Raw genomic sequence first — 25,276 nt, forward strand, 5'->3', positions numbered from 1 at the left:
GTCGATAATGACAAGAATGAACCTGCTGACGCTCGGATTTCATGACTCCGCAACGGAGATGGCTTTCGTGCGCCACATCTTGCCGCGACTCCGTTTGCAGGGGCGGGCGGCGATCATTCTGGGCACCATCATTTATTTCCTTTACGGTGCAGTGGATCACCTCTTCGTTCCGGCGGATCTGCTCGACGAGGTGTGGCAGGTTCGCGTGCTGGCGCTGATTGTCCCGGCTGGCGTGCTCATCCTGAGCTATCTGCCGTGGTTCGAAAGGTACAACCAGCTACCGCTCGGGCTGGTCGGCCTGTCGGCCGCGCTGGGCCTGATCGCCATGCTGTGGCGCCTGCCCCTCGAGAGCGCTGCCTACTGCTTTCCGGGCATGATGCTGGCAACGTTCTATACCTACAACCTGCTGGGTACCCGCTTTATCCATGCGTTGTTGATCAATGTTGCAGTCCTGATTCTCTATAACCTTCTGTTTGGCGTAATTCGAGACTTTCCCGAGGCGGTGCTGCTCAGCCAGAATTTTTTCCTGGTCTCGGCCAATCTGATTGGCGGGGCCGCCGGCTACCTGGCCGAGTTCTACCGTCGGCAGCTCTTTTTACGCGAGATGCAACTCGAGGAAGAGCGTCAGTTGCACTTGAACCGTTCGTTGCATGATCGCCTGACCGGGTTGCCCAACCGCGACTTGCTCGACGACCGCATCAACCAGGCGCTGGCGCTGGCACGGCGGGATCAGGCGCGCCATGCGGGGTTTTTCATCGATCTGGATGGCTTCAAGAGCATCAACGACCGCCTGGGGCACGACCACGGCGACATTGTCCTGCGCAGCGTTGCCCGTCGGCTCGAATCGGTGATGCGTGAGACGGATACCATTTCGCGCATTGGCGGCGACGAGTTTTTCGTATTGGTACAGGATATCGGCTCTTGCGACAGTGCAAGGCATTTGGCGGAAAAGCTGATCGCGCTGATCGAGCAGCCGATTCCGGAGCTTCCGGGAAAGCATGAACTGAGCGCCAGCATCGGCATTTGTCTTTTTCCCCGACCGGGACTGGCCAACACGCCGGAGGGCATCATTCGCTGTGCCGATCAGGCGATGTATCAGGCCAAGGCGGATGGCCGGCGTTGCCACCGCTTTGCCGACATGCTGGTTTGAGGGTGAGCGGCTCCGCCGGGAGGAAACTCCTGTATCCTGCTTGCCTTTGATCGATTGGGGAAATGAATATGGGACAAGCCAAACAGCGTGGCACGCTGGCACAGCGGGTCGAACAGGCTCAGGCCAAGGTCGAGGCGACACGCCCGGAAAAACTGGTCTGCAACCATTGCAGCGCCGATGTGACGCAGATCAACCCGGTCAGCACGCGCGGTTTGCGCGGCCTTGATGCAATCTGGGTGGGTCAGTGCGCGTGCGGCCATACCACGTTTGCCGCTTCCGGCGATCCCAAGGCGGTGGAAGCCTTTTTCTTTGCACTTAGCGAGAATACCGAACTGACGCTCGGCAGCCAGAAGAAGGACGGCAGCGAGCACGAAACGGCAGCCTGAGGTCTTCAGGCTGGCAGAGGCGGGCCGGGGAGGCGCCGAGCTTAGTGTGCCCCAGTGACCTCGGCGGCCCGTTGCTCGCCCGCGACAGCGCGACGAGGAACCAGATTTTCGTCAAGCAGGCGCTCGATGCGGAAAAAAATCTCGTAACGCGAGAACGGCTTTTTCATGAAGTCATCCGCCCCGATGCGGGTGCCGAAGAATTGCTCCATGGCCTGCTCGTTGCCGCTCATCATGATGACGGGGATGTCGCGTGTTGCCGGGTCGCGGCGAATGGCGCGCAGCGCGGCGAAGCCGTTCATGCCCGGTAGCACGATGTCGAGAAAGATCAGGTCCGGCTTGTGTTCGCGCAGTTGCTCCAGCCCGGATTCGGCATCCAGGGCTTCCAGCGTTTCGTAACCGGCCGAGCGCAGGAATTTCTTCAGTGCCGTCACAATGGTTCTGGAGTCATCGACGATAAGTACCCGGGTGCCTTCGCGCGCATTGACACGGGCTCGTTTGCGCCGTTCCACGGCGCTGTCGACGACGTTCGTAGGCGTTGCGTCCTTTGCATCGCTTTGCCCGAGCAAGGCCCGGATCTGATCTAGTATTCCCACCCTGTTTCCCCCTGAAGTCCGGCCGCCCGATGGCTGACAGAACAGGCAGCATTTTATGATCGAATCATGGCCCTCTGGAAGGCATGATCGGAAAAATCCTGCTTGCCGGGGGCTTCTTCGGCGGTTTCGCCTGCGCGGGCGGCAAAAACTAGCGTATGCAGGGTTTGCCCGGGGCGCAGATAACCATGCCCTGGCCACCTGGTGGCGTGCTCGCCGGCGGTTGGGGGGGCTTTGGTTGAGGCTGGGGGTGCGGATAGTGAGGGTGGTGGGGATAGACCGGAGGTGCCACATAGACTGGTACATGAACGGTCTGTGGTGGCTCGGGCGGACGCACCAGATTGCGGCACTCGGCTTCCATTTGTGCCCGCTGGTTCGCTTCGAGGGCGCGCTGGGCGACATCGCGCAGGCAGGCATCGGGGTCGCCGTAGCTGCGTGGCTGATTCACCGTGGCCGCCTGTTTCTGGCTTTGGAGCTGCCGCTCGGCTGCGATGTCGGCCCGCTGGGTGTTTTCGCGCTTTTCGACGTAATTGCGCATGCGTTCGACGTCGCGCTCGGCCTGCTGGCGGTTCGTCTCGGATACTGCCTCGTCGGGGCGTACGGCCAGTGTGCCGCTGCCACCGGAGCAGGGCGAGTTTGAAATCTCTGTCTTGCCGCTCGGCAGGCGGCATTTGTAGATTTCGGCGCCGGCCGGCTGGGTGAGCAGCAGGCCAGCCAGAAGGGGCAGGAATATCCGGTACATGGCTTCGTTATAGCGTAAACGCGCCACGAGGCAATTCAGTTGACCGGGTTTTCCGCTGTCTCGATTTTCGGCACCTGGCCGGATAGAGGTGGTTCCGCGAATCCGGACATCGAGTTAAGTGAAATCTCTGCTTCAATGGGCGATGGAAATCGCCTGCCTAGGAGCAGAAGCAATGAGAAGACCCCGCCGTAACCACACAGCCGCCTTCAAGGCCAAAGTGGCGATTGCCGCCCTCAAGGGCGATGAGACGCTGGCTGCGTTAGCAGAGAAGTTTGACGTTCATCCGAATCAGATTACGCAATGGAAGACACAATTGCTCGAGAACGCCTCGGGTGTCTTTGCGACGGCTGCCGAGAAGCAGGCGGCCACGCCGGACCTGAAGGATTTGCATGCAAAGATAGGCCAGCAGGCGTTGGAGATTGATTTTTTGGCCGTCGCGCTCGGTCGCATCGGCGATGCGAGCGCAAAACGATGATCGACAAGGCCCACGATCTGCCTGTCGTCAGGCAAGTCCAGTTACTTGAGCTTTCGCGTTCTTCTGTCTATTACCAGCCGCAGCCCACATCCGAAATCGATTTGATGCTGATGCGGCGGATTGATGAACTGCACCTGGAGCATCCCTTTGCCGGTGCGCGGATGTTGCGCGATATGCTCAAGCTCGAAGGCCATGAAATCGGTCGCAAACATGTCGGTACGCTGATGAAGAAGCTCGATATCCAGGCCATCTACCGCAAGGCCAACACCAGTCGGCGCAACCAGGCACACCGCATCTATCCCTACCTGCTGCGCGGCCTTGCCATCGAGCGTCCGAATCAGGTCTGGGCCATGGATACGACCTACATCCCGATGCGCCGGGGCTTCGTCTATCTGAGCGCGGTGCTTGATTGGGCAACCCGTCGGGTGCTGAGTTGGCGCCTGTCGAACAGCCGTAAGCGTCCTTTCATGGCCGTCTGGCGAATAGTTTGAAACAGAGAGAAAGTGGTGCCCGCCAAACAAAGTAGCGGGGATCATTTTGGAGACAGCAGAGGTTGTTAGCGGCGGACGGCGTGGCCGGCCGAATTATCCGCTTGAATTCAAGCGCCGATTGGCCGTGGAAGCTTGCGAGCCCGGGGTGTCGGTGGCGAAGCTAGCGCTGCGGTACGGGCTGAACACGAACATGGTGTTCAAGTGGCGGCGGCAATATCGGGCGGGGCAGTTCGAGATACAGGGCGACTCCAAGGCCGTTGGGATACAGCCTCAGCCCCTGTTCCTGCCCGTAATTGCAGAACCGGCGGGCGACACAAAGGCCACCAAGGCGACGATCACCGCGGCGGCGGGATATATCGAGATCGTCCGGGGCCAGACCAGCGTTCGTGTGTGTGGCGATGTCACGGCCTCGGCACTGCATCTGGTACTGGATTGCCTGGCGTCCAGGGAATGATCGGACTGCCGGTAGGAACGCAGATCTGGCTGGCGGCCGGCGTGACTGATATGCGCCGTGGCTTTGATGGACTGGCTGCCATTGCCCAGGAGCAATTGGCGGCAGACCCATTCAGCGGTCACGTCTTCGTGTTTCGTGGCCGGCGCGGCGACCTCGTCAAACTGCTCTGGTGGGATGGCGATGGTCTGTGCCTGTTTGCCAAGCGGCTCGAACGCGGGCGCTTCATCTGGCCGAATGCCACCGATGGGCGAGTTCATCTGAGCAAAGCCCAACTTGCCATGCTCCTGGAAGGGATCGACTGGCGGCGTCCTGCGCGTACCTGGCAGCCCGAGCGGGCGGCGTAAAGCCGGCCTGCGGGGGCTGTTCACTGCCCCTGAATTCCCGTAGACTTCGGTCATGCCCAAGCCAGACCAATCCTCTACCAGCCAGGCTTCCTGCGAAGTCGATAAGCTGCGCCAGCAGGTTGAAAGGCTGCTTGAGGAGAACGCCCGTCTGAAGCTGCTCGTCGCCAAGTATCGTCGCCTGCACTTTGGCCAGAAATCGGAAACGCTGGCGCAATTGGGGCAACTCGATCTTGGGCTGGCGTTCGAGCCACTGCCGCTCACGCCGGCTTCGCCGATATCGTCCGCGCCGGATAAACCGGCCGACACGCCGCGAATCAGGAACCGCAAGCCCTTCCCGGAAACAGCGCCCCGCGAAACGGTGACGCATATGCCGACGGCAGAGTGCTGTCCGGATTGTGGCGGGCAATTTACGCACCTCGGTGAGGACGTTTCGGAAATGCTCGAGTACGTGCCAGCCAGTTTCAAAGTGATTCGCCATGTGCGGCCGAAACTGGCCTGCACCCGGTGTGATCACATTGCCCAAGCGGCGGCCCCCGCCCGTCCGATTCCCCGCGGCTTTGCCGGTCCTGCCCTGTTGGCTCACGTGCTGGTCGGTAAGTTCTGCGATCACTTGCCGCTGTATCGGCAAAGCGCCATTTATGCACGCAGCGGTCTGGACCTGGACAGGGCACTCCTGGCCGAATGGGTTGGACATTGCCATGACTTGCTCTCGCCGCTGGTGGATGCGATCCGGCGTTATGTCCTGGGCGGCAGCAAGGTACATGCCGATGACACACCGTTACCAGTGCTCGCGCCGGGCAAGGGGCGAACCAAGACCGCAAGGCTGTGGACGTATGTGCGGGATGATCGCCCAGCGGGAAGTGGCGATCCGCCAGCAGTCTGGTTTGCCTACTCGGAAGATCGCAAGGGACAACATCCCCGTGATCATCTGAAATCCTTCCGCGGCATCCTGCAAGCCGATGCTTATAGCGGGTTCGATGCCTTGTACGAGATTGGCAAGATTCAGGAAGCCGCCTGCTGGGCGCACGTCCGGCGCAAATTCGTCGATGTCTATCGGGCCCAGGCTTCGCCCATCGCGGCCGAGGCCATTGCCCAGATTGCCGAGCTGTATGCCGTCGAAAGTCAAATCCGTGGCCGATCGCCCGGTGAGCGGCAGGTCATTCGTCAAGTGCAAGCCTATCCCTTGCTCAAGATCATGCATGCCTGGCTCGACGCTCAGCGCCAGCGGATATCACGCAAATCCGGCCTTGCCGATGCAATCAGCTATGCGCTCAATCACTGGTCTGCGTTGATCCGCTATGCCGCAGATGGCCGAATCGAGATCGATAACAATGCGGCAGAGCGTGCATTACGCGGAGTCGCTTTGGGGCGAAAGAACTACCTGTTCGGCGGCTCGGATGTCGGCGGCGAGCGCGCAGCCAGCATGTATTGCCTGATCGGTAGCGCGAAACTCAATGGGATTGATCCCGAGGCTTACTTGCGGACAGTCCTGACCCGGATTGCCGAGCATCCGATCAATCGGATTCATGAGCTACTCCCGTGGAATCTTTACCCCGATCACGCCACCGTTGAACAGAAAGCTGCCTGAAATGAGTAACGTCATTGCGCTGAAGAAGCCCAGAGCCAAGAAGATTCCCGATCTGCTGCAACTGAAGATTGAGCTGGCCTGGATCAAGCCGACCATCTGGCGGCGCATCCTGGTGCCGGAGTCGATCACGCTGGGCAATCTACATCAGGTCCTGCAAGTCACCTTCGGCTGGTGCGATTACCACTTGCACGAGTTCGACTTTGGTGGCAAGCGCTTCGGCATTCCCGACCCCGAATTCGATTGGGAGCCAGTTCGCCCGGAGACACGAGTCCAGCTCAAAACCGCCTTGGGCGGCATGAGTTCGTTCAAGTACATCTACGACTTCGGCGATCACTGGGAACACCGGGTCAAGGTCGAGAAGAAATTGCCAGGCGATCCCGAATTGAGCCACCGTGCCATGCTCCTGAAAGCCGCGAATGCCACACCTCCGGAAGATGTCGGTGGCGCGCCCGGTTACGCAGACTTCGTGGCAGCCATGACCGACCCCAACCATCCCGAGCACCAGTCGATGTCCGAATGGCACGGCGATGCCTTCGATCCCGCATTCGTGGACGTCGTCGCCATTAGCCTCGCTTTACACGACCTGAAAATCTGATTTCAAGACGGCTTCGGGACGACGCTTACGAACAGCCTGACGGCTGATCCCTGCGTCGATGCTCTGGAAGAGGCCATCATGAAGTATGGCCGACCGGAAATCATGAACACAGACCAGGGCAGCCAATTCACCAGTTCGGCCTTCATTGGCTTGCTTCAGGAGCACAGCATTCAGGTCAGCATGGATGGCAAGGGCTGCTGGCGCGATAACGTATTCGTCGAACGCCTCTGGAAATCGGTCAAGTACGAGGAGATTTACCTGCACGGCTACGACACCGTTTCCGAGGTCCGACAGGCGCTGGCCCGCTACTTCGATTTTTACAATCGTCGTCGCCCGCACTCAACGCTTGACGGGCAAACCCCGGATACGGCTTACTTCAACCAGCCGCTGCTCGCCGCAGCGGCTTAACCCGCAGAGAACTCACTTAAGAAAACCAAATTTCTGTCCAACTGCGCGGGGCCACCTCTCAAGATCATGAGTTTGGCGCTATCCAGAATAGCTCTTTGGAGAAGTTCAGATTCGCGAATGCTTTCTTCTGCAGCCTTACGAATTGTGATGTCTTCGACATTCCAGATTGATCCATCATTGGGGAAAGCGGGGTCAATGGCGTTTCCGGTAAGCCGAATCCAGATTGGTGCGCCACTGGGGCGAAGATGAATGAATTCGCGAATGTAGGTTTCACCCCGCCCCAAAGTCTCGTAGACCACTTTGGCTGCCGTATCGAAATTTTGGTCCGATGGGTACGAGATGCGCGTCGACTGTCCAATCAATTCTCCGGGAGCGAATCCGTAGATTTCCTCGTAGCGGCGGTTGCATCGCTGGATGATGCGATTTTTGATAAAGGCAATGCCAACGACACTGTGTTCGAAGATCAACGTCTGTTCGGTGTAAGCCTCGGCCAATGCGATTTCGGCGCGCTTGAAATCGGTTCGATCCTCTAGAATCCAGAAAGTGGCGTGGTTGGTTTCATTGTTGTCGGCAACGTAGCCGATAAGGTTAACCCACAGGTCGTATCCATCCTGATGGCGCATATAGAGCTCGTTGATGCTCGGTTGTGCTGCCGATAGCAATGGAGTCACTTTTGCGCCTAGAGCTTCATATTCTTCGTCTGATCGGTAGAGCTCCCGGGCTGGATGGCCTATAGCGACCGACCCGGTATAGCCAAACATCCTGGCGAAATGTTGGTTGTATTGCAGGATTTTGCGCTCTTTTGTGACCAGTATGCCGACAGGTGCGTTGTTCATCAGCGCTTCGCGTTCACGCAGCGTTTGCTCGAGAGTGAGCTGGTTGGCGCGAGTTTCAGTGATATCCTCAACCAGCCATACGGTGCCGCGATCGGTGTGAGCAGGGTCAACCGCCTTGGCATAGACACGACACCAAATGCTTGTGCCATTCTTTCGCCTGTATTCCCTTTCAGACATGAACGGTCGCCCCGCGGAAAGCAGGGGGCTGGCTTCCGCGCCAATTGCCGCGTAGCTTTCATCGTTTGGATAGAGGCAGGTTGCCGGAAGCCCTACGAGTTCCCCTGGGCTGTAGCCGAAGATTTCCTCAATACGCTGGTTGCAGCGCTGAATGATTTTGTCACGTGAAAACAGCATGCCAACAGCAGCGTTGTGTAGGATCGCCTGTGTTTCGAGAAGTGCTTCCTGCAAAGCTTGTTCGGCAGCTTTGCGGGCGGAGATGTCGTTAATGATCCAGATTGACCCGAGCGGAGGGTCATCCGCTTTGATCAAGTAGGCGACGGCATCGGCCCAGAAAAGTGTTCCATCCATTCGCCGCATGAGCATTTCCTGGCGGAATGGAAGCCCGGCAAGCAGAAGTGGCGATGCCTGTTCGCTGATGGTGCGATAGGCTGATTCCGAGGGATAAAACGCTGGTGTGGGATGTCCCATTGCCAACCCGGCATCGCAGCAGAACATCTTCAGGAACGCGTTGTTAAAGCGGACGACTCTACGATCTTTTGAATACAGAATGCCGACAGGAGCGTTATTCATGAGTGCTCCGAGGTCAGCCATGGCTTGGTTGGCTTCAGTATTGCCATAAGGGCATTCACAACTTTCAGGTTCGAAGCAAAGTAGCCGAAAGTTATCTTCCTGCTTTGCAGTCATACGCATTCGGTGCGCCTTGCCCGCCAGATAGATGCGTTGAGGGGCTTCGTCCATGCCAACCGCCAGTTGTTGCAAAAGGTCTGTTTTCGCATCAGCGGCCATGCCGGGAAATCTCTTTCCGCGCAGTGCCAAAAGAGGCAGTCCGGAAATGGCTTCAAATCCGCTGTTGCAGTCGGTCACAGTGACATCAGGTAGCTTTACTGTGCAGGCGGGAAGCGGGAGGCTGCTTAGTAAGTCGCGGCAATCAATTCGCTGAATATTTTTGGAGTTCATGCAATTTTCTGTTTTGAAATTACGGTTTCGACAGAATTTATGATGATTCGTTCATTTTTGTGGTTTTTCGTGTCAATTTTGTGTCAGGGAGCTGCAATGAAAAACGCCTCCATAGAGGAGGCGTTTTGAGTGCGGAAAAGCGCGGATGGCTAAAGAATCATGCCGGCGCCGACGGTGTTGTTGTTGCTCTCGTCGATGACGATGAAGGCACCGGTACCCCGGTTTTCCAGGTAAGGGTCGACGAACAGCGGCTGGGCGAGCTTGAACGTCACCTCTGCGATGTCGTTCATCGCCAGCTTGTCGGCGGTGACCTTTTCCAGCGTATTGACGTCGAGGCGGTGGTCGATGCCGGTCAGCTTGGCCTTCGAGTCGCGCGTCGTGTGGCGGATCAGGTAGGTGCGGGCGCGGTCGAGCGGGGTTTCGGCCAGCCAGCAGACGGTGGCGCGGATTTCCTTGACGGCGGCCGGCGCTTCCTCTGTCTTGACGATCATGTCGCCGCGCGAGGTGTCGATTTCGTCGGCCAGCAGCAGTGTGACCGACTGTTCGGTAACTGCCGAGCCGATCTCGACGCCGCCCAGTTGCACCGACTTGACCGTCGATTCGAGGCCGTTGGGCAGCACGGTGACCTTGTCGCCGACCTGGATCGAACCCGACTCGACGCGGCCCATGAAGCCGCGGTAGTCGTGCAGGTCCGGGTTGGCCGAGTCCTGCGGGCGGCAGACGTACTGGACTGGGAAGCGGAAGGGCTCGTCGTGTTCGGTGTGGGCGGCCGGCGCGGCTTCGAGGATCTCGAGCAGGGTTGGGCCGTCGTACCAGTTCAGCGACTCGCCACGGTCGACGATCATGTCGCCGTTCAGTGCCGACATCGGCAAGAAGCGGATATCCTCGATGCCGACCTTGGCTGCGAATTCGAGGTAGTCGGCCTTGATCTTCTCGTAGGCTTCCTGCGAGTAGTCGACGAGGTCCATCTTGTTGATGGCGACGACGAGGTGCGGGATGCCGACCAGCGAAGCCAGCTTGGAGTGGCGGCGGGTCTGCGTCAGCACGCCCTTGCGCGCATCGATCAGTATGATGGCGAGGTTGGCCGTGGAGGCGGCGGTGACCATGTTGCGGGTGTACTGCTCGTGGCCTGGCGCATCGGCGATGATGTACTTGCGCGTGCCGGTGGAGAAGTAGCGGTAGGCGACGTCGATGGTGATGCCTTGCTCGCGCTCGGCCTGCAGGCCGTCGGTGAGCAGCGAGAGGTCGACCGCGCCCATGCCGCGTTTCTGCGAGGTCTTTTCGATGGCGTTCAGCGTGTCGGCCAAGATGGTCTTGGTGTCGAACAGCAGGCGACCGATCAGGGTGCTCTTGCCGTCGTCGACGCTGCCGCAGGTCAGAAAGCGCAGCAGGCCGTGATCTTCAACTTGATGGGCGCTCATTAGAAGTAACCCTCTTTCTTGCGTTGTTCCATGGAGGCTTCGCTGGTCTGGTCGTCCAGACGCGTGGCGCCGCGCTCGGTGATGGTGGTGGTGGCGGTTTCGACGACGATCTTGGCGACGTTGTCGGCATCCGACTCGACCGGGGCGGTGCAGGAGATGTCGCCGACGGTACGGAAGCGCACCAGCTTGTCGATGATTTCCTCACCGGCCTTCGGCAGGTTGGTCAGCTCGCCGGAAACCAGCGGCACATTGACCGGCACGATGGCGCCCTGGCGGATGACGACCGGGCGGGTGTGGGCGAAGTAGATCGACGGCAGTTCGAGGCCTTCGCGCTCGATGTATTGCCAGACATCCATTTCGGTCCAGTTCGAGATCGGGAAGGCGCGAATGTTCTCGCCCTTGTGGCTGCGGGCGTTGTAGAGATTCCACAGCTCCGGGCGCTGGTTCTTCGGGTCCCATTGGCCGAACTCGTCGCGGAAACTCATGATGCGTTCCTTGGCGCGGGCCTTTTCCTCGTCACGGCGGGCACCGCCGATGCAGCAGTCGAAACCGAATTCTTCAATCGCTTCGAGCAGGGTCACCGACTGGTGCTTGTTGCGCGATTCGCCTTCGTGCTTGAGGACGACCGTGCCGCGCTTCATCGAGTCTTCAACCGAGCGCACGATCAGGCGCTCGCCCAGCTCAGCCGCGCGCTTGTCGCGGAAGGCGACCACTTCCTGATAGTTGTGGCCGGTGTCGATGTGCATCAGCGGGAAGGGGAACTTGCCGGGGCGGAAGGCCTTTTCGGCGATGCGCAGCATGCAAATCGAGTCCTTGCCACCGGAGAAGAGCAGCACCGGGTTGGCACACTGGCCGGCCACTTCGCGCATGATGTGGATGGCTTCGGCTTCGAGCCAGTCCAGATGGGAGAGAGTAGAACGTTGGGTCATTGCTGGGTAATCCGCGTGGATTGTCGAATGGACGCCATTGTAACAACACCTTAATGCTCAATTAAGAACAAGTGAGCATCTTGTTATTTCAAATTGTTATAAATAATTGGCATTCGACTTTGAACATTTGGCGAACTATCGGGTCCGTTCAGTTACCCGATCAGGGGTGATACTTCATCAATGACAAAGAGGAGACAAAAATGATCATGCGTGCCGGTTTTTTCCTGAGTGCCATTGCGGTAAGCCTTCTGAGTGCCTGCGCCACGACCCCGGCGGGGCCGGTGGCCAGCGCTGACCTGCTGGCTCGTTCGGGGAGTGCGGTGAGCGGCAAGGTGACATTGACTGAATTGAACGGCCGTTTGCGGGTCGAGGCGCAGGTTGCCGGCCTGACCCCGGGCGAGCATGGCTTCCATATTCATGAGGCAGGGGATTGCAGTGCGCCGGATGCGAGTTCTGCGAAGGGGCATTTCAATCCCGCCAGCAAGGCTCATGGCCATCATGCCGGCAGTGAGCGGCACGGTGGCGATATGCCGAATTTGGTCGCCAATGCTGCCGGAGAAGCCCGTTTTTCCGGTGAGATCGCAGGGCTCAGCCTGAGCGGTGCGACAGGCGTGGTCGGGCGCAGCGTTGTCATCCATGCCGATCCGGATGATTACAAATCGCAACCTGCCGGCAATTCCGGCAAGCGGATCGCCTGCGGTGTGATTGCCGCCCGCTAGGAGGAAGTTGGGGAGGGGGGCGGCGGATGTCGCTTCCCTGTGTAATAAACGGAGGTTGATGTCTGCGGTTTTGCTAAATCTATTACTTAATGCATACAATTCATTAATGGGATTCGTGTATTAAGTTTTGGAGGGGCAGTGAGCCGCCGCATACTATTTTTCGTCACGGGCCTTCTGGCTTGTGGATTGGCGCTGGCGGCCTACTTTGCCGAACAGATCAATCAGGCACAGCACGAGACGGCGATTCGTGCCTCGGTTCATAACGAGCTTGGGCGGGTGCGCGATTTGCTTGAGGGGCATCTGAATGCTGATATCCAGCTGGTTCGTGGCCTGACCAGTCTGGTTGCCCTGACACCGGGCATCGATCAGGAGCGCTTGAATGTGGCGGCCAAACCCCTGTTCGACGGGCGCTCGCAACTGCGCAGTTTGGCGTTGGCCCCGGGCATGGTCATTCGCATGGTTTATCCGCTGGCTGGTAACGAGAAGGCGCTGGGGCTGCAATACAGTAGCATTCCGGAGCAGTTTTTATCGGTAGAGCGTGCGCGTCAGAGTCGCCAGATTTCACTTGCCGGGCCGTTCAAGCTGGTTCAAGGGGGCGAGGGGCTGGCCGCCCGTCTGCCGGTATATCTGACGGATCGTGGCGGGCGAGAGTATTTCTGGGGCATCGTCAGCGCCGTGATCGATGCCGAGAAGCTGTTTGCCGCCAGCGGTCTGCGTGACGAAAAGCTGTCGGTCGAAATCGCGATTCGGGGAAAAGACGGCGATGGCGCGAAAGGCGCCGTGTTTTTTGGCAGACCCGATGTCTTCACCATGAATCCCGTATTGACCGACATCTATCTGCCGATGGGGTCCTGGCAGCTGGCTGCCATCCCGCGTGGCGGTTGGCAAATCATGCCCGACAACCTATGGTTGCTGCGCGGTGGGTTGCTGGTGATTTCCGCTCTGATCCTCGGGGCTTTCCTGGCGCTGATTCGGGCGTGGGGGCTCCTGGCGCAGGCCGGGGAGCGCGTCGAGGCATCGCGCCAGCAACTGTCGGCAACCCTGGCAAGCACGCCCAATGTGGCCGTCCAGTGGTATGACCGGGCGGGGCGGGTCATTTACTGGAACAAGGCGTCGGAACGCCTGTACGGCTGGTCGGCCGGGGAAGCGCTGGGCCGGCGGCTCGATCAACTGATTCTGAGTCCGTCCGAGGCTGCGGAGGCACAGCGTGCGTCGGAGCAGGTCGTGGCGAGCGGAGTACCGGTTGGTCCGCGGGAATTCATGGCGCACAACCGGGACGGCGAAACCGTCTGGGTCGAGGCCACGAAATTCGCCATTCCGGGCGACAACAAGGCCGAGCCCATCGTCGTCTGCATGGATGTCGATATCACCGAACGTAAGCGTACGGCCAAACAACTTGCCGATTTTAATCGTGACTTCGAAGCATTCCTGAACGAGACGAGCGACTTCATCTATTTCAAGGATAGCGATGGCCGCATCCGCTTCTGCAGCCAGGCCATGGCCGCATTGGCCAATTGTGCGACGTGGCGCGACATGGTGGGTAAGCGCGATGCGGATCTCTTCAGTCCGGAAATCGCCACCCGCTACATCACATCCGACGGCATCGTTCTCGGTGAAGGTAGACCGATTCTGGGCGTCATCGAGTCCTACCGCGATGCCAATGGCGATATGAGGCATGTGCAGACCAGCAAGTGGCCGCTGTTCGATGAGGGGCAGCATGTAGTGGGGGTGTTCGGGATCAGCCACGATATTTCCGAACGCATGCAATACGAGGCGGAACTGCATGCGCATCGCCAGGATCTGGAAAGACAGGTTGCCAGGCGTACGGCCGAGCTTGCCCAAGCCAAATCGGCGGCGGAGTCGGCCAGCGTTGCCAAGAGCGCGTTCCTGGCCAACATGTCACATGAAATACGGACCCCCCTCAATGCCATTACCGGCATGGCGCACCTGATTCGTCGCGAAGGCCTTCTGCCGGAGCAGGAGGCCCGGCTGGGCAGGCTCGAACTGGCTTCGGAGCACCTGCTTGAGATCATCGACGCCATTCTCGATCTATCCAAGATCGAAGCCGGTAAATTCGTACTCGACGAATCGCCGCTACAGCCTGTGCGGCTGCTCTCGAACATCATCGACATGCTTGGCGATCGCGCGCAGGCCAAGCAACTCCAGTTGGTCGTTGACAGCGGCGAAGCGCTTCCCCTGCTGATGGGGGATGCGACACGGCTGCAGCAGGCCTTGCTCAACTACGTAACCAATGCCATCAAGTTCACTGAAAACGGAACGATCACCTTGCGCCTGCACCGTCTCGACGAAAACGCGCAAGGCATCCTGCTGCGTTTCGAGGTGCAGGATACGGGGATCGGCATTCCACCCGAGCAATTGCCCCGCCTGTTTGCGGCTTTCGAGCAGGCCGACAATTCGATTACCCGACGCTACGGCGGTACCGGCCTGGGCCTGGCCATTACCCGGAAACTGGCCCTGGCCATGGATGGTGAGGCGGGGGCGGTCAGCGTGCCGGGCGAGGGCAGTACCTTCTGGCTGACGGCACGCCTGAGGCGGGCGCCGGAGGCCCATGGTGCGCGCTTGGAGATCGGCCAGGAAGAGGCGGCCGATATCGTGCTGAGCAAGGATTTTGCCGGCAGCCGCATCCTGCTGGTCGAAGACGAGCCGATCAATCAGGAAATCACGCTCGCCATGCTCGACGCCATCGGCCTGGTCGCTGACATTGCGGAGGATGGCATGGTCGCGCTGGAGAAGGTTGAAGCGAACGAATACGACCTGATCCTGATGGACATGCAAATGCCCAAGCTGGATGGGCTGGCGACCACGCATCGCCTGCGCGCCATGCCACAGGGGGCGCACATTCCGATTCTGGCCATGACGGCCAACGCCTTTGCCGACGACAAGGCGCGCTGCCTGCAAGCCGGAATGAACGATTTCATCGCCAAGCCGGTGCGTCATGAAGCCTTTTACGCCACGCTGCTTCGCTGGCTGGCCAAGCCCGAGGGCTGAGCACGTCGATCCTTTCCGTTGTGGCGGAAAGGATCGTGGGCGACGATCTCAGGCGCGGCTCTGGATTTCCTCGATGTAGCCGAGTGTGCCGGTCTTCAGATTGCCGGCGTTGCCTTCGTCGGTGTCGATGTGCATGGCCAGGCGGAAGGCCGGATTCACACGGACAACCACGTCGCCGAAGATCAGCTCGCGATCGCCTTCGACGCGCACGCGGACGACGTAGTTGTCACGCACGCGGAAACGCATGGCGTCTTCCGGCGACATGTGAATGTGACGCTGGGCGCAGATGACGCCGCGTTCGATCTGCGTGCTGCCGTGCGGGCCTTCGAGCGTCAGACCGGGCGTTCCGGCGAGGTCGCCCGACTGGCGGATCGGCGGTTGCACGCCGAGCTTGAACTGTTCGGTCATGGCGATTTCGACCTGGGTTTCCTTGCGGGTCGGGCCGAGCACGCGGACATTGGCGATGCGGCCCTTGGGGCCGATGAGATGGACCTTTTCCTCGCAGGCGTACTGGCCGGGTTGCGACAGCTCGTGCATCGGCGTCAGTTGGTGACCGGGCCCGAACAATGCCTCGACATCGGCTTGCGACAGGTGTACGTGATGGGCGGAGATTTCGACCGGGATCGCCGGCGGCTCGTCGGCCTTGGCTTCCAGCAGCAGCTGGTTGCGTTCGATGGCACGCAGGGCCTCCCAGGCCACCAGGCGTTCGTCGTCGTTGGTGATGACGAGGATGGTGACCGGCGAATCGTCGGTGGAAATGACCGCATGCGAGCCGATGGCCGACAGGTTACGGTTCTTTTCCTCGTCGAGCTTGATGCCCATGTAACCGAGGCCCTGACAGGCCAGGCTGCGCACGGTGGCGCTGGTTTCGCCGATGTCGCCGGTAAAGACCAGGACGTCGATGCCGCCCATGGCCGCCACATAAGCGCCGATATTCTTGCGTACCTGATAGCAGAAGGCCTTGTGGGCGAGCAGGGCGCGGTGGTGGCCGTCGGCGGCTTGCGCCTCGATTTCGTGGATGTCGTTCGAGATGCCGGAGATACCCTTGAGGCCGCTTTCGGTATTGATCAGGGCCGACAGCTGCTCCGGCGACATCCTGTGCTGTTCCATCAGGTGGATCATCACCGCCGGGTCAATACTGCCGGAACGGCTGGGCATGATCAGGCCGTCCGACGGCGTCATGCCCATGGTCGTGTCGATCGAGCGTCCGTGGTCGATGGCGCACAGCGAGGCGCCGATGCCGAGGTGGCAGGAAACGATCTCCAGCTCGCCGAGCGGTCGGTTCAGCACTTCGGCTGCCTTCATCGAGACATAGCGGTGCGACGTGCCATGGAAGCCGTAGCGGCGGATGCCGTGCTGCTTGTAGAGGTCGTAGGGTAGACCGTAGAGGTAGGCGTAGGGTGCCAGCGTCTGGTGGAAGGCGGTGTCGAACACGGCAACCTGCGGTACGTTCGGGAAATGCTTGAGCGCGACGCGGATGCCGGCGACGTTGACCGGGTTGTGCAGCGGCGCGAAGAGCGAGAGCTCCTCGATGTCGGCAATCACGGCCGGGGTGATCACGGCCGAGCTGGAGAATTTGTTGCCGCCATGCACGACGCGGTGGCCGATGGCGGTGACGTCTTCCGGATGGAAGGTGAAGTCCTTGCCAAGCAGGGCGGTAGCCTCGGCCATCACCGAGAACAGATCGGAAAGCTTGAATGGTGCGTGATCCAGCGTCTTCTTTCGGGTGCCGACGCTGACCGTGATGTGGGCGAACTGCTTGTCGGCGTTGTCGATGATGCCGTGGATGTCGGCACCACTTTCACGGGTGTCGTAGATGCCAAAATGGATCTGGCTGATGCCGACGTTGAGGGCGACGACCTTGCCCGGGGCGTTGGTGTGCATCGACAGCGCGTAAGGATCATCCGATTTGCTGACTGCGCGGGCCTGCGCGGCGACGAGGTCGACCGACATGGCGCGCGTGCGTTCGGCGAGCAGACGGGAAAGGTAGCCGACAGCCTTCGGGTTGGTCAGGATGTGGCTGTTGAAGACCTCCTGCGGGATCATCAGCACGAAACAGCGGTTGCCAGCGATGACGTCGGCCACGATGCGGTCGCCGGTGAGCAGGGACATGACGCCGAACACGTCGCCGGCTTCGAGCTGAGCGATCACCGAGCGGGTGCCGGTGTTGTCGGTCATCGAAATCTCGGCATGGCCGGAGACGACGACGCCGATGGCGTGGCCTTCGTCGCCGGTTTCAAGGATCGCCTCGTTGCCTTCGTAGGTCGCCAGGCGCGACTTGATGACGATTTCCTCGACCTTGTCGTCAGGAAAGTTTTCAAACAGGCGTACCTGTTCAAGGAAGAATCGTTTCAGGTCAATTTCACTCATGCTGTTACTCGCTTGATACGGGTTTTTATAAGGCGAGAGCCTACCACCTTGCTGCACTGCAGCAAAGTGGCTTTGTGTGATAGTTCGATGACTATCTGGTGAGCGGCGGTGAACGCCCGGCGAGCGTTCGCCATGGCCGGGCGAACGGTTGGCCGTCATGCGTGAGCGGTCCGTGCAAAAAAAATCAACCCTCCCTGTAAGGAATTGTTGGTCGTCGCGACTAATCGCTAACAACGGATGCGAGGCAGCATTTTCAGTCCATCCGGCAACGATTTTTTTGCGAGGCGAATGATGCACAAAACCTGTTTTACCGCGCTGTTGGCCGGGGCGCTCGGCCTGGCCGCATCCAGCCCGGTGCTCGCTAGCGAAACCTGCAGCGCCCGTAGTCCGGCGCATCGGGTCGGGCTGCTCGAACTCTATACCTCGGAAGGGTGCAGCAGTTGTCCGCCGGCCGACCGCTGGCTGAGCGGTTTGCGGCAGCAGCCTGGTGTCGGCGAGCAGTTCGTGCCGCTGGCGCTGCATGTCGATTACTGGGACGACATCGGCTGGAAGGATATTTATGCCCAGTCGCGTTTCGGCCATCGCCAGCGCGATTTGGTCGCTGCAGCCGGTAGCACGGTGGTGTATACGCCGCAGTTCTTCCTTCAAGGCAAGTCGGTGCGCCCGGACCGCTCGGCGGGGCTGCTGGCGACGGAACTGGCGGCTCTGGCCCAGCGCCCGGCGGTGGCCGATATCGTCCTGACGCAAAGCCGCAGCGGCCCGCGCCAGCTGGCGCTCAAGGTCGAGGCCAGCCTGCACGCGGAGTCCGGTGGGCAGCCTGCCAGCCTGTTCATCGCGCTTTACCAGAACGGATTGCAAACACAGGTCAAGGCTGGCGAGAACAGCGGCGCGACCTTGCGACACGATTTCGTCGTGCGCTTGTGGTCTGGGCCAAAGGCGATTCCGGCTAGCGGCAAGCTGGCCGAAACGGTCGTTTTTACCTTGCCGGGGAGCGCCCCGGCCAGCGACTTTGGCGTTGCCGCCTTTGTCCAGCGCGGCGGCAAAGAGGTCTTGCAGGCCCTGGCCCGGCCGGTCTGCGTGTAAGAGAGGAGGCAAGCGATGTCGTCGCATGATCAAAAGCCGGCTTGTGTTCTCGTGCATAGCCTGCCGGTACGCCTGATGCACTGGTTCAATGTCGTCGCCTTTGGCCTGATGCTGGCCAGTGGTTGGCGTATTTACAACGCTTCGCCCTTGTTCGCATTCCGCTTCCCGGCCGATTTGACGCTGGGCGGCTGGCTGGGTGGGGCGCTGCAATGGCATTTCGCCGCGATGTGGCTGCTCGCGGCCAATGGCCTGTTTTACCTGGCTTACGGCCTGGTTTCCGGCCATTTCCGGCGCAAGCTGTGGCCGATCAGGCCGGCGGCAGTGCTCGCCGATATGCTGGCCGCCATGCGCGGCAAGCTCGCTCACGACGATCTGGCGGTTTATAACGCCGCCCAGCGCGCCGCCTATGTTGCGCTGGTTGCTGGCCTAGCGCTGCTCGCCTTGTCCGGGCTGGCGATCTGGAAGCCTTTCCAATTCCATCTGCTGGCGCAGTTGTTCGGCGGTTACGAAGGGGCGCGGCTGGTGCATTTTGTCGCCATGGCGCTGACGTTGGGAATTGTCATCGTCCATGTCGCCATGGTCGTGCTCGTGCCGCGCACCTTGCTCGCCATGTTGAGTGGTCGCGTCAAGGAGATGCAAGCATGAAGAAGACAATCATGGGGCAGGGCTTCGCAGCATTGCGCGACAGCGAAATCGCCGATGTCGAGCGCCGCCTCTTCCTGCGCCGGGGGCTGTCCTTCGGGGCGCTGTCGCTGCTCTCGGGATGCAGCATCACCGATCACGCCGGTGTCGAAAAAGCCTTGCAGGCGATATCGGGTTGGAACGACCGGGTACAGGCGAAACTCTTTAGCCCGACCCGTCTGGTAGAGGAGTTCCCTGAATCGGCGATTACCAACCCATTTCCCTTCAATGCCTTTTACGGCGAAGACGAAATTCCGGTCATCGACAGCACCGATTACCGGCTCGAACTCGCCGGCTTGGTCCGCGAGCGCAAGACCTGGGGCCTGGCTGAGCTGTACGCGCTGCCGCAGGTATCGCAGATCACCCGCCATATTTGTGTCGAAGGCTGGAGTGCCATCGGCAAATGGAGCGGCACGCCGCTGCGCACCTTCCTCGAACGCGTCGGCGCCGATACCTCGGCCCGCTATGTCGGTTTCAAGTGCGAGGACGACTACTACACCAGTCTCGACATGGCGACGGCGCTGCATCCGCAAACGCTGCTGGCTTTTCGCTATGCCGACCAGATTTTGCCGGCCAAGTACGGCTTCCCGATGAAGTTGCGGGTGCCGACCAAGCTGGGCTTCAAGAACCCGAAACACATCCGGGCGATTTTCGTCACCAACGACTATCCCGGCGGTTATTGGGAGGACCAGGGCTACAACTGGTTCAGCGGATTGTAATTTTTGTTTTTAACCACCACGAAGGAGTATCACAAATGAAAGCACTGTTCACCGTTATCGTTGCCGCTACCCTGTCCCTCGGTATGGCCTCCGTTCACGCCGACGAAATGAAGAAGGAAGGCGCCATGATGAAGCACGACGGCATGGCCAAGGATGGTATGAAGAAGGATGCGATGGCCAAGGACGGCATGGCGAAAGACGGCATGAAGAAGGACGCGATGGCCAAGGACGGCATGAAGCACGACGGTATGGCCAAGGACGGCATGAAGAAGGATGGCATGTCCAAGGACGAAATGAAGAAGTAATTCGTCTGACGGCCAGTCAGCCCCATCCTCGTCGTCCTCGGGGGTGGGGCTTTTTTTGGTCGCTTGCGGTGTGCCTGAGCATCGCTACAAGCGTGGTCAGCGGGAGCGGAGCTCAGTCTTGGCCATGACGAGGAATACCATCATCGAGGACTGGGCGCACAGCCTTGCCGCCGGGCTGAACGGTTTAACCGTCAAGCCGATCGAGCAGGATCGCTTGAATATACGTTGCTATGCTGTTTTGAATGGCCAGGGGGTTTAGTTGGTTTGCCTGGTCGGAATAGCCGATTCGACCCGGTTTCGTCCCTCCGATTTGGCCTTGTAGAGCGCCGAGTCCGCTTCGGAGATAAGCGCCTTGATGTCGATGGCACGTCCCTGGGCAGCCGAGACGCCGGCACTGAGCGTAATCGACATGGGCAGGCCGGGTTTTGCATCGATGACCGCCTGGCGGACCTTCTCGGCGACCCGGTGCATGTCCTGAAGCGCTGTGTTGGGGGCCAGGATCAGGAACTCTTCGCCGCCCCAGCGGCAGACCATGTCGGAGCCGCGAACGGTGTTCTTGATTACCGTGCCGACTTGCCGCAGCACCTGGTCGCCCATGAGATGGCCATGCAGGTCGTTGATCTGCTTGAAGTGGTCGATATCAAGAAAGGCGATGCCGAGTGGCAGATTCATGCGCCGGCAGAGCTGTGCCTGGGTGTCGAGGAAGGTATTCGCTTCGCGGCGGTTGGGAAGCCCGGTCAGCGGGTCGAACGAGGCCAGCTCCTGGAGCTGGAGCTCAAGTTGCTTGCGGTCGCTGATGTCATGGACCATGCCGACGACGCGGGCGGGCTCGCCGTCGGGACTGAATGCGCAGACGCGGCCGCGGTCATGCACCCAGAGATAGTGCCCGTTGCGGTTGCGCAACCGATAGATTGCCTCGAAACGGGCGCGCTTGCCCTGCATGTGTTCGTGCAAAATCCCCAGTACATCGGCGACATCGTCGGGGTGAACGTTCAGTTTCCAGGTGTCTAGCACCGGTGCCATTTCGTCCGGACCGTAGCCCAGCATGCGTTTGAGTTGCGGGCTGAAATACAGCTTACCGGTCGCCACTTCCCAATCCCAGAGGCCATCGCTGGCTTCGTTCAGGGCGAACCACAGCTGTTTTTCCCTGTCCTCCAAATCCCGATGCTGCGCCATCTGGCGCGACAGGTTATGGGCAACCGACAGGAAATAAGGACGGCCCGCGTGCTCGAACGAGGTGGTGAGTGCTTCCACTTCGATTTCGTGGCCGTCGCGATGACGATGTCTTCCGATGAAGCGATAGCATTTGCTGCGGCGGATGATCTCGGCGATCTCGGACCACTGCGGCAGGCCGTGGATATCCTTCTGCAGGCTAAGAACGCTGTGGTTCAGGATGTCGTCCGAGGTCAGTCCGAGGCATTCCCAGGCGATGCGGTTGGCCCAGACGATGTTCGATGTTTCCGGATCGATCAGATAAACGGCATCGGCCAGGTGTTCGAACAATGTCAGCGTGTCGGGCAGTGCGCCGTTCGGCGGGAGAGGGGGATGCTCGGGCATGACAGGGGAAAATGACACGTGAGCGGATCATTCTAGTTGTTTTTTTGTGTCGCCGAACAAAGAAATGATGCTCTGGAGAATGATGCGAACCTGATTCGCATATGCATTTTCGTTATTTTGGCGCTTCCGGCCGAAGTTCCGGACTGGCGGTAAGCCGCGGGGGAGGCATTGGCGAGCGGAGGGAACGCCAGTATCCGCCGCTCAGCCCTTGCACTTGCCTGTTGCTGCCGGCCGGTCGGCGATCAGCGGTCGCAGGGCGGGCTCCATCTCCTTCAGAATCTGCACGGGAAGTGCCGAGGTGAAATCGTAGGCGGCGGCCTTGGCGCCCGGCACGAAGGCGGTGACGACGCCGTAGAAACGGTCGCCGATGTAGAAAGCGAAGGTGGCGGCGCGGTTCATGACCTTGGCGCTGCGCACGCCGCCATCGGCACCGATGACCTTCGAACGATGGTCACCCGTGCCGGTCTTGCCGCCCACGGCAAGGGGTTTTTCCGCTTCGTCGCGGTAGGTGTCCTTGAGCCGTCGGGCGGTGCCGCTATTGACCACGCGCAGCAGGGCGCGGCGGGTAACCTGGGCGACTTCGGCCGGCATGACGCGTTCGCCGGCCTCCTGCTGGCGTTCGAGACGGGTTTCGTAAGGCGTTCCGGTGGCGAAGCGCAACTGGTCGATGCGCACCGTCGGGCGGCGGATGCCGTCATTGACGACGATGCCCATCAACTCGGCGAGGGCGGCCGGGCGGTCGGCGGAACTGCCGATCGAAGTGGCCAGCGAGGGTACCAGATGCTCGAACGGATAACCCAGGCGCCGCCACTCCTCGGCGATGCGTTCGAAGGCGGCGACCTCGACGACGATGTTGATGCGCACCTGCTGGGCGTGCTTGAAGCGGGGGGCAAACAACCATTTCGAGGCGTCACGCCGTGCTTCGACGCTGGCCGGCACGATATCCTTCAGGGTGGCCTTGGGCTGGCCTTGCAGGTGGCGGACCAGCCATAGTTCCAGCGGATGCACGCGCGCCAGATAGCCCTGGTCGGCCAGACTGTACTGGCGGGTGGCATGGTTGTCGAACAGCTTGCGCAGGCTGGCATCGGAGCCGGCCTTGTCGCCGAGTCGCTTGCGCAGGAAGGCAGCGAAGCCGGCAAAGTCGCTCTCCGGCTTGACGCTCAGGTAGGCAGCGGCCTGCGGAACCGGGCGGCCGGGGACCGAGTCGGCTAGGACTTCCAGCCGGTCCTCCGGCGCTACATCGCGGTACTTGTGCCAGTAGGTGCGCAGGAAACCCAGGCCCTCGCGCTCGGCGAAGCGGTTCAGGAAAGCCTGGCGGGTCTCGTCGTCGTCCTTGTCGCGCAGGCCGCGCGCCGGGGCATCGGCCGCTTCGTAGGCGTGGTAATGGACGACATCCTGCATGATGCGGACGAAGGAGAGGTTGACCGACTGTTCCAGTGCTTCGGCGACGCTCGGGTTCTTGCCGTCGTCTTCGTGCTTGAAATTGCCGAAACGATGGATACCGCTGCCGGTGAAAAAGGTTTCGCCCGGGCTGGCCGGGTAGCGGCGCTCCATGGCCGCTTCGAGCAGCGCTTCGAGTGAGGTCTCGGGCTTGGCGCGCAGGATGTCGATGGCCCAGTTGCTCAGGCGGTCGGCCGGGTGGCGCGGCAGTTTGGCCAGCACTTCAGGCGGCGTATCGGCGTAGCGTTTGTGCAGGTCGGCGACGACCAGCAGGTAGGAAACCAGGGTGCGGAACTTGGCGCTGGAGCCGAGATCGAGCTTGGTGCCGGCATTGATGTCGAGTGGTTGGTCGAGGTTGTCGGCCTGGATGCGCAAGACATTGGCGGTCGCTGTGCGTTCATAGAGCGTGAGGCTGTAATTGACCTGTTTCGGATCGCCATTGGCCAACAGGCGGGCTTCCCTGAAACCGGCACAGGCTAGGAAGGACGGGTCGGCCAAGCGGTTGAGGACGTGCGTGACCGCCTGCTGGCTGGGGCCGTCCAAGGTGGAGTGCACACGCAGGTCGTAACGGTCGAGGGTGTAGAGGTTTTCGACATCGAGCAGATCGCTGAGCGAACCCCGGATGTCGTTGACCGCCTTGCGTTCGACGAAGGAGACTTCGTCGCCCGGACGAGCCTGGCGGGCGGGGTGGATGGTCACCCGGAGCGCGGCTTCGCGCAGGTCTGCGGGAATCCGGTGGTCTTCGGCGAGCAGGCGAATGTAGCTGTCGGTGAGCGCGTTGAGGCGGCCGCTGGTATCGCCAAGCAGACCGGAAGGACGGCGTTGGGCGACGAACAGCGACAGGGCCTGCTTGAAGGCCAGGGCACGCTCGGCGAGATCGGCGCCGGGGTCGTTCAGCAACTGGTTGACCTTGGCGAAATCGTGGCCGTACCAAGCCCACAGGCCGTCACCCAGGCCATTGACTTCTCCGTAGCCGGGAATGCCGCCGAGCGGTACGGAGTTGATGAAGTCGAGCACGATGCGCCGGCGTGCCGGCAGGGTCTCTTCGCCGTCCTGGTAGGCGCGCAGCGCAGCCGACATCATCTGGTGGAACTTGTCGTCGGTATCGTGCGTGCGGCCGCCCGGCGAGTGGCGGAATTTCTCGATCTGCGTCGCCAGCGTGCTGCCGCCGGCACGGCCGTTGCCGCCCAGGTTGACCTGGCGCATGGCCTGCCCGGCCGCCACGCGGGTCAGCCGTCCCCAATCGACGGCGGGATTGCGTTTCGGCGTTTCAGGGTCGAGCAGGTCGCGGTTCTCGATGAACAGCAGGGCTTCCACCAGCACGGGGGGAATGGCCTCGAAATTCGGGTACTGCAGGCGGGGATATTGGCTGTCGTACAGCGCCTGGTCGTGCCGGTCGAGAATGGTCAGGCCGGCCCGCGATTTCTCGCGGTAGATCGGGAAATGCCCTTGCCCGACAATGTCGCGGAATCCCTGGGATTGCCGTGCCTGGGCAACGACCGTGTAGCCGGCCGCCGTCATGCGCGGCAGGAAGGCCTTGAGCTGGGCATAACCGAGACGCAGGTCGTAGGGGCCTGTCACGGGCAGCCAGATGCTCTTGTCCTCGCCTGGCTCGATCTGCCAAGTGGAGGTCCGTGCCATTTGGTTGAAATAGCTGGCCTGGAAATTCGATTCCTGCAGTTCGATCCAGGCCAGTGTACCGGCGCCTGCACCGAGGGCGAGAATGGTCAGCGAGAGATAGAGCTTCCAGCGGCGCGGCCGGGCTTGGATATTTTCTTGTGGGGTGATACTAACCATCTGAGGGGCGAGGCATGTTGGTTATGGGTGAGGACGACGGTCCCGGTGCT

Annotated in this window: 20 protein-coding genes and 2 pseudogenes; 14 read left to right on the plus strand and 8 right to left on the minus strand. The window is 60.6% G+C overall.

The genetic code is table 11. The annotated features are described in order from the left end of the window. The first annotated feature begins 7 nt into the window (after positions 1-7). Together AB6Q56_RS03475 and AB6Q56_RS03480 are read left to right on the plus strand one after the other, a co-directional pair. Complete coding sequence (locus tag AB6Q56_RS03475) at positions 8-1,150, plus strand: diguanylate cyclase domain-containing protein (RefSeq protein WP_434515795.1); 1,143 nt, start codon at positions 8-10, stop codon at positions 1,148-1,150. A gap of 68 nt (positions 1,151-1,218) precedes the next feature. Then, a complete protein-coding gene (locus tag AB6Q56_RS03480; protein WP_434515796.1) occupies positions 1,219-1,536 on the plus strand; it encodes a hypothetical protein in 318 nt (105 codons plus the stop codon). 41 nt (positions 1,537-1,577) lie between these two features. Here AB6Q56_RS03480 and AB6Q56_RS03485 read toward each other — a convergent pair whose 3' ends face one another. Both AB6Q56_RS03485 and AB6Q56_RS03490 read right to left on the minus strand, forming a co-directional pair. After that, positions 1,578-2,129, minus strand: coding sequence for a response regulator (locus tag AB6Q56_RS03485; RefSeq protein WP_434515797.1), 552 nt, complete (start codon positions 2,127-2,129; stop codon positions 1,578-1,580). Positions 2,130-2,277: 148 nt separating this feature from the next. Then, positions 2,278-2,895 (minus strand): DUF4124 domain-containing protein, encoded by a 618-nt coding sequence (locus AB6Q56_RS03490; protein ID WP_434515798.1) that lies wholly within the window; start codon positions 2,893-2,895, stop codon positions 2,278-2,280. A gap of 145 nt (positions 2,896-3,040) precedes the next feature. On the opposite strand from AB6Q56_RS03490, the pseudogene AB6Q56_RS03495 reads away from it, so the two are divergent. The 6 genes and pseudogenes from AB6Q56_RS03495 to AB6Q56_RS03520 form a co-directional block, all read left to right on the plus strand. Then, positions 3,041-3,810, plus strand: a pseudogene (locus AB6Q56_RS03495) (IS3 family transposase); the annotation flags it as partial. Between the two features lie 148 nt (positions 3,811-3,958). Next, positions 3,959-4,288, plus strand: a complete 330-nt coding sequence (locus AB6Q56_RS03500) for a transposase (protein ID WP_434517123.1) — start codon at positions 3,959-3,961, stop codon at positions 4,286-4,288. Next, on the plus strand, positions 4,285-4,632 hold the full coding sequence (gene tnpB / locus AB6Q56_RS03505; RefSeq protein ID WP_434513754.1) for an IS66 family insertion sequence element accessory protein TnpB: 348 nt from the start codon (positions 4,285-4,287) through the stop codon (positions 4,630-4,632). Before AB6Q56_RS03500 ends, tnpB begins: the two co-directional genes overlap by 4 nt. Positions 4,633-4,684: 52 nt before the next feature. Beyond that, positions 4,685-6,220 carry an IS66 family transposase gene (gene tnpC, locus AB6Q56_RS03510; RefSeq protein ID WP_434513753.1) on the plus strand — a complete coding sequence of 512 codons (1,536 nt, stop codon included), beginning with the start codon at positions 4,685-4,687 and terminating at the stop codon, positions 6,218-6,220. Position 6,221: 1 nt separating this feature from the next. Continuing rightward, positions 6,222-6,815: a plasmid pRiA4b ORF-3 family protein gene (locus AB6Q56_RS03515; RefSeq protein WP_434513752.1), complete on the plus strand. Its 594-nt coding sequence runs from the start codon at positions 6,222-6,224 to the stop codon at positions 6,813-6,815. 33 nt (positions 6,816-6,848) lie between these two features. After that, positions 6,849-7,223: pseudogene (locus tag AB6Q56_RS03520) on the plus strand (transposase); the annotation flags it as partial. Here the strand turns inward: AB6Q56_RS03520 and AB6Q56_RS03525 are convergent. From AB6Q56_RS03525 to cysD, 3 genes are all read right to left on the minus strand, one after another. Continuing rightward, positions 7,220-9,196, minus strand: coding sequence for a PAS domain S-box protein (locus tag AB6Q56_RS03525; protein ID WP_434515799.1), 1,977 nt, complete (start codon positions 9,194-9,196; stop codon positions 7,220-7,222). The pseudogene AB6Q56_RS03520 and the gene AB6Q56_RS03525 sit on opposite strands and share 4 nt — an antisense overlap. 149 nt (positions 9,197-9,345) lie before the next feature. Beyond that, complete coding sequence (gene cysN, locus AB6Q56_RS03530) at positions 9,346-10,617, minus strand: sulfate adenylyltransferase subunit CysN (RefSeq protein WP_434515800.1); 1,272 nt, start codon at positions 10,615-10,617, stop codon at positions 9,346-9,348. After that, positions 10,617-11,546, minus strand: a complete 930-nt coding sequence (gene cysD / locus AB6Q56_RS03535; RefSeq protein ID WP_434515801.1) for a sulfate adenylyltransferase subunit CysD — start codon at positions 11,544-11,546, stop codon at positions 10,617-10,619. The genes cysN and cysD overlap by 1 nt, the downstream gene beginning before the upstream one ends. A 200-nt stretch (positions 11,547-11,746) precedes the next feature. On the opposite strand from cysD, the gene AB6Q56_RS03540 reads away from it, so the two are divergent. Beyond that, complete coding sequence (locus AB6Q56_RS03540; protein WP_434515802.1) at positions 11,747-12,265, plus strand: superoxide dismutase family protein; 519 nt, start codon at positions 11,747-11,749, stop codon at positions 12,263-12,265. Between the two features lie 138 nt (positions 12,266-12,403). Continuing rightward, positions 12,404-15,274, plus strand: a complete 2,871-nt coding sequence (locus AB6Q56_RS03545) for a PAS domain-containing protein (RefSeq protein WP_434515803.1) — start codon at positions 12,404-12,406, stop codon at positions 15,272-15,274. Positions 15,275-15,322: 48 nt separating this feature from the next. Here the strand turns inward: AB6Q56_RS03545 and AB6Q56_RS03550 are convergent, their stop codons facing one another. Further along, positions 15,323-17,644 carry an acetate/propionate family kinase gene (locus AB6Q56_RS03550; RefSeq protein WP_434515804.1) on the minus strand — a complete coding sequence of 774 codons (2,322 nt, stop codon included), beginning with the start codon at positions 17,642-17,644 and terminating at the stop codon, positions 15,323-15,325. 288 nt (positions 17,645-17,932) lie between these two features. Here AB6Q56_RS03550 and AB6Q56_RS03555 point away from each other — a divergent pair, with 288 nt between their 5' ends. From AB6Q56_RS03555 to AB6Q56_RS03570, 4 genes are read left to right on the plus strand one after another with little or no spacing between them, the layout of a single operon-like run. After that, complete coding sequence (locus AB6Q56_RS03555; RefSeq protein ID WP_434515805.1) at positions 17,933-18,727, plus strand: DUF1223 domain-containing protein; 795 nt, start codon at positions 17,933-17,935, stop codon at positions 18,725-18,727. Positions 18,728-18,742: 15 nt separating this feature from the next. Further along, the gene (locus AB6Q56_RS03560) at positions 18,743-19,372 is read left to right on the plus strand and encodes a cytochrome b/b6 domain-containing protein (protein ID WP_434515806.1); all 630 of its coding nucleotides are present in this window, start codon (positions 18,743-18,745) and stop codon (positions 19,370-19,372) included. Next, complete coding sequence (locus tag AB6Q56_RS03565; RefSeq protein ID WP_434515807.1) at positions 19,369-20,127, plus strand: molybdopterin-dependent oxidoreductase; 759 nt, start codon at positions 19,369-19,371, stop codon at positions 20,125-20,127. Before AB6Q56_RS03560 ends, AB6Q56_RS03565 begins: the two co-directional genes overlap by 4 nt. A 35-nt stretch (positions 20,128-20,162) precedes the next feature. Beyond that, positions 20,163-20,432 carry a pentapeptide MXKDX repeat protein gene (locus AB6Q56_RS03570; protein WP_434515808.1) on the plus strand — a complete coding sequence of 90 codons (270 nt, stop codon included), beginning with the start codon at positions 20,163-20,165 and terminating at the stop codon, positions 20,430-20,432. Between the two features lie 255 nt (positions 20,433-20,687). Here the strand turns inward: AB6Q56_RS03570 and AB6Q56_RS03575 are convergent, their stop codons facing one another. Both AB6Q56_RS03575 and AB6Q56_RS03580 read right to left on the minus strand, forming a co-directional pair. After that, complete coding sequence (locus AB6Q56_RS03575; RefSeq protein WP_434515809.1) at positions 20,688-22,007, minus strand: sensor domain-containing diguanylate cyclase; 1,320 nt, start codon at positions 22,005-22,007, stop codon at positions 20,688-20,690. Positions 22,008-22,190: 183 nt separating this feature from the next. Then, entirely contained in the window at positions 22,191-25,226 is a 3,036-nt protein-coding gene (locus AB6Q56_RS03580) for a transglycosylase domain-containing protein (protein ID WP_434515810.1), read from the minus strand. Positions 25,227-25,276: the final 50 nt, after the last annotated feature.

The organism is Dechloromonas sp. ARDL1 (assembly GCF_051122455.1).
GTDB lineage: Bacteria > Pseudomonadota > Gammaproteobacteria > Burkholderiales > Rhodocyclaceae > Azonexus.

Bases quoted from the DNA above. Each gene is read 5' to 3' on its own strand.
- AB6Q56_RS03475 (WP_434515795.1), top strand. From the start codon at position 8: ATGACAAGAATGAACCTGCTGACGCTCGGATTTCATGACTCCGCAACG.
- AB6Q56_RS03540 (WP_434515802.1), top strand. From the start codon at position 11,747: ATGATCATGCGTGCCGGTTTTTTCCTGAGTGCCATTGCGGTAAGCCTT.
- AB6Q56_RS03515 (WP_434513752.1), top strand. From the start codon at position 6,222: ATGAGTAACGTCATTGCGCTGAAGAAGCCCAGAGCCAAGAAGATTCCC.
- AB6Q56_RS03525 (WP_434515799.1), bottom strand. From the start codon at position 9,196: ATGAACTCCAAAAATATTCAGCGAATTGATTGCCGCGACTTACTAAGC.
- AB6Q56_RS03570 (WP_434515808.1), top strand. From the start codon at position 20,163: ATGAAAGCACTGTTCACCGTTATCGTTGCCGCTACCCTGTCCCTCGGT.
- AB6Q56_RS03580 (WP_434515810.1), bottom strand. From the start codon at position 25,226: ATGGTTAGTATCACCCCACAAGAAAATATCCAAGCCCGGCCGCGCCGC.
- AB6Q56_RS03555 (WP_434515805.1), top strand. From the start codon at position 17,933: ATGATGCACAAAACCTGTTTTACCGCGCTGTTGGCCGGGGCGCTCGGC.
- AB6Q56_RS03560 (WP_434515806.1), top strand. From the start codon at position 18,743: ATGTCGTCGCATGATCAAAAGCCGGCTTGTGTTCTCGTGCATAGCCTG.
- cysN (WP_434515800.1), bottom strand. From the start codon at position 10,617: ATGAGCGCCCATCAAGTTGAAGATCACGGCCTGCTGCGCTTTCTGACC.
- tnpB (WP_434513754.1), top strand. From the start codon at position 4,285: ATGATCGGACTGCCGGTAGGAACGCAGATCTGGCTGGCGGCCGGCGTG.
- tnpC (WP_434513753.1), top strand. From the start codon at position 4,685: ATGCCCAAGCCAGACCAATCCTCTACCAGCCAGGCTTCCTGCGAAGTC.
- AB6Q56_RS03565 (WP_434515807.1), top strand. From the start codon at position 19,369: ATGAAGAAGACAATCATGGGGCAGGGCTTCGCAGCATTGCGCGACAGC.
- AB6Q56_RS03550 (WP_434515804.1), bottom strand. From the start codon at position 17,644: ATGAGTGAAATTGACCTGAAACGATTCTTCCTTGAACAGGTACGCCTG.
- cysD (WP_434515801.1), bottom strand. From the start codon at position 11,546: ATGACCCAACGTTCTACTCTCTCCCATCTGGACTGGCTCGAAGCCGAA.
- AB6Q56_RS03480 (WP_434515796.1), top strand. From the start codon at position 1,219: ATGGGACAAGCCAAACAGCGTGGCACGCTGGCACAGCGGGTCGAACAG.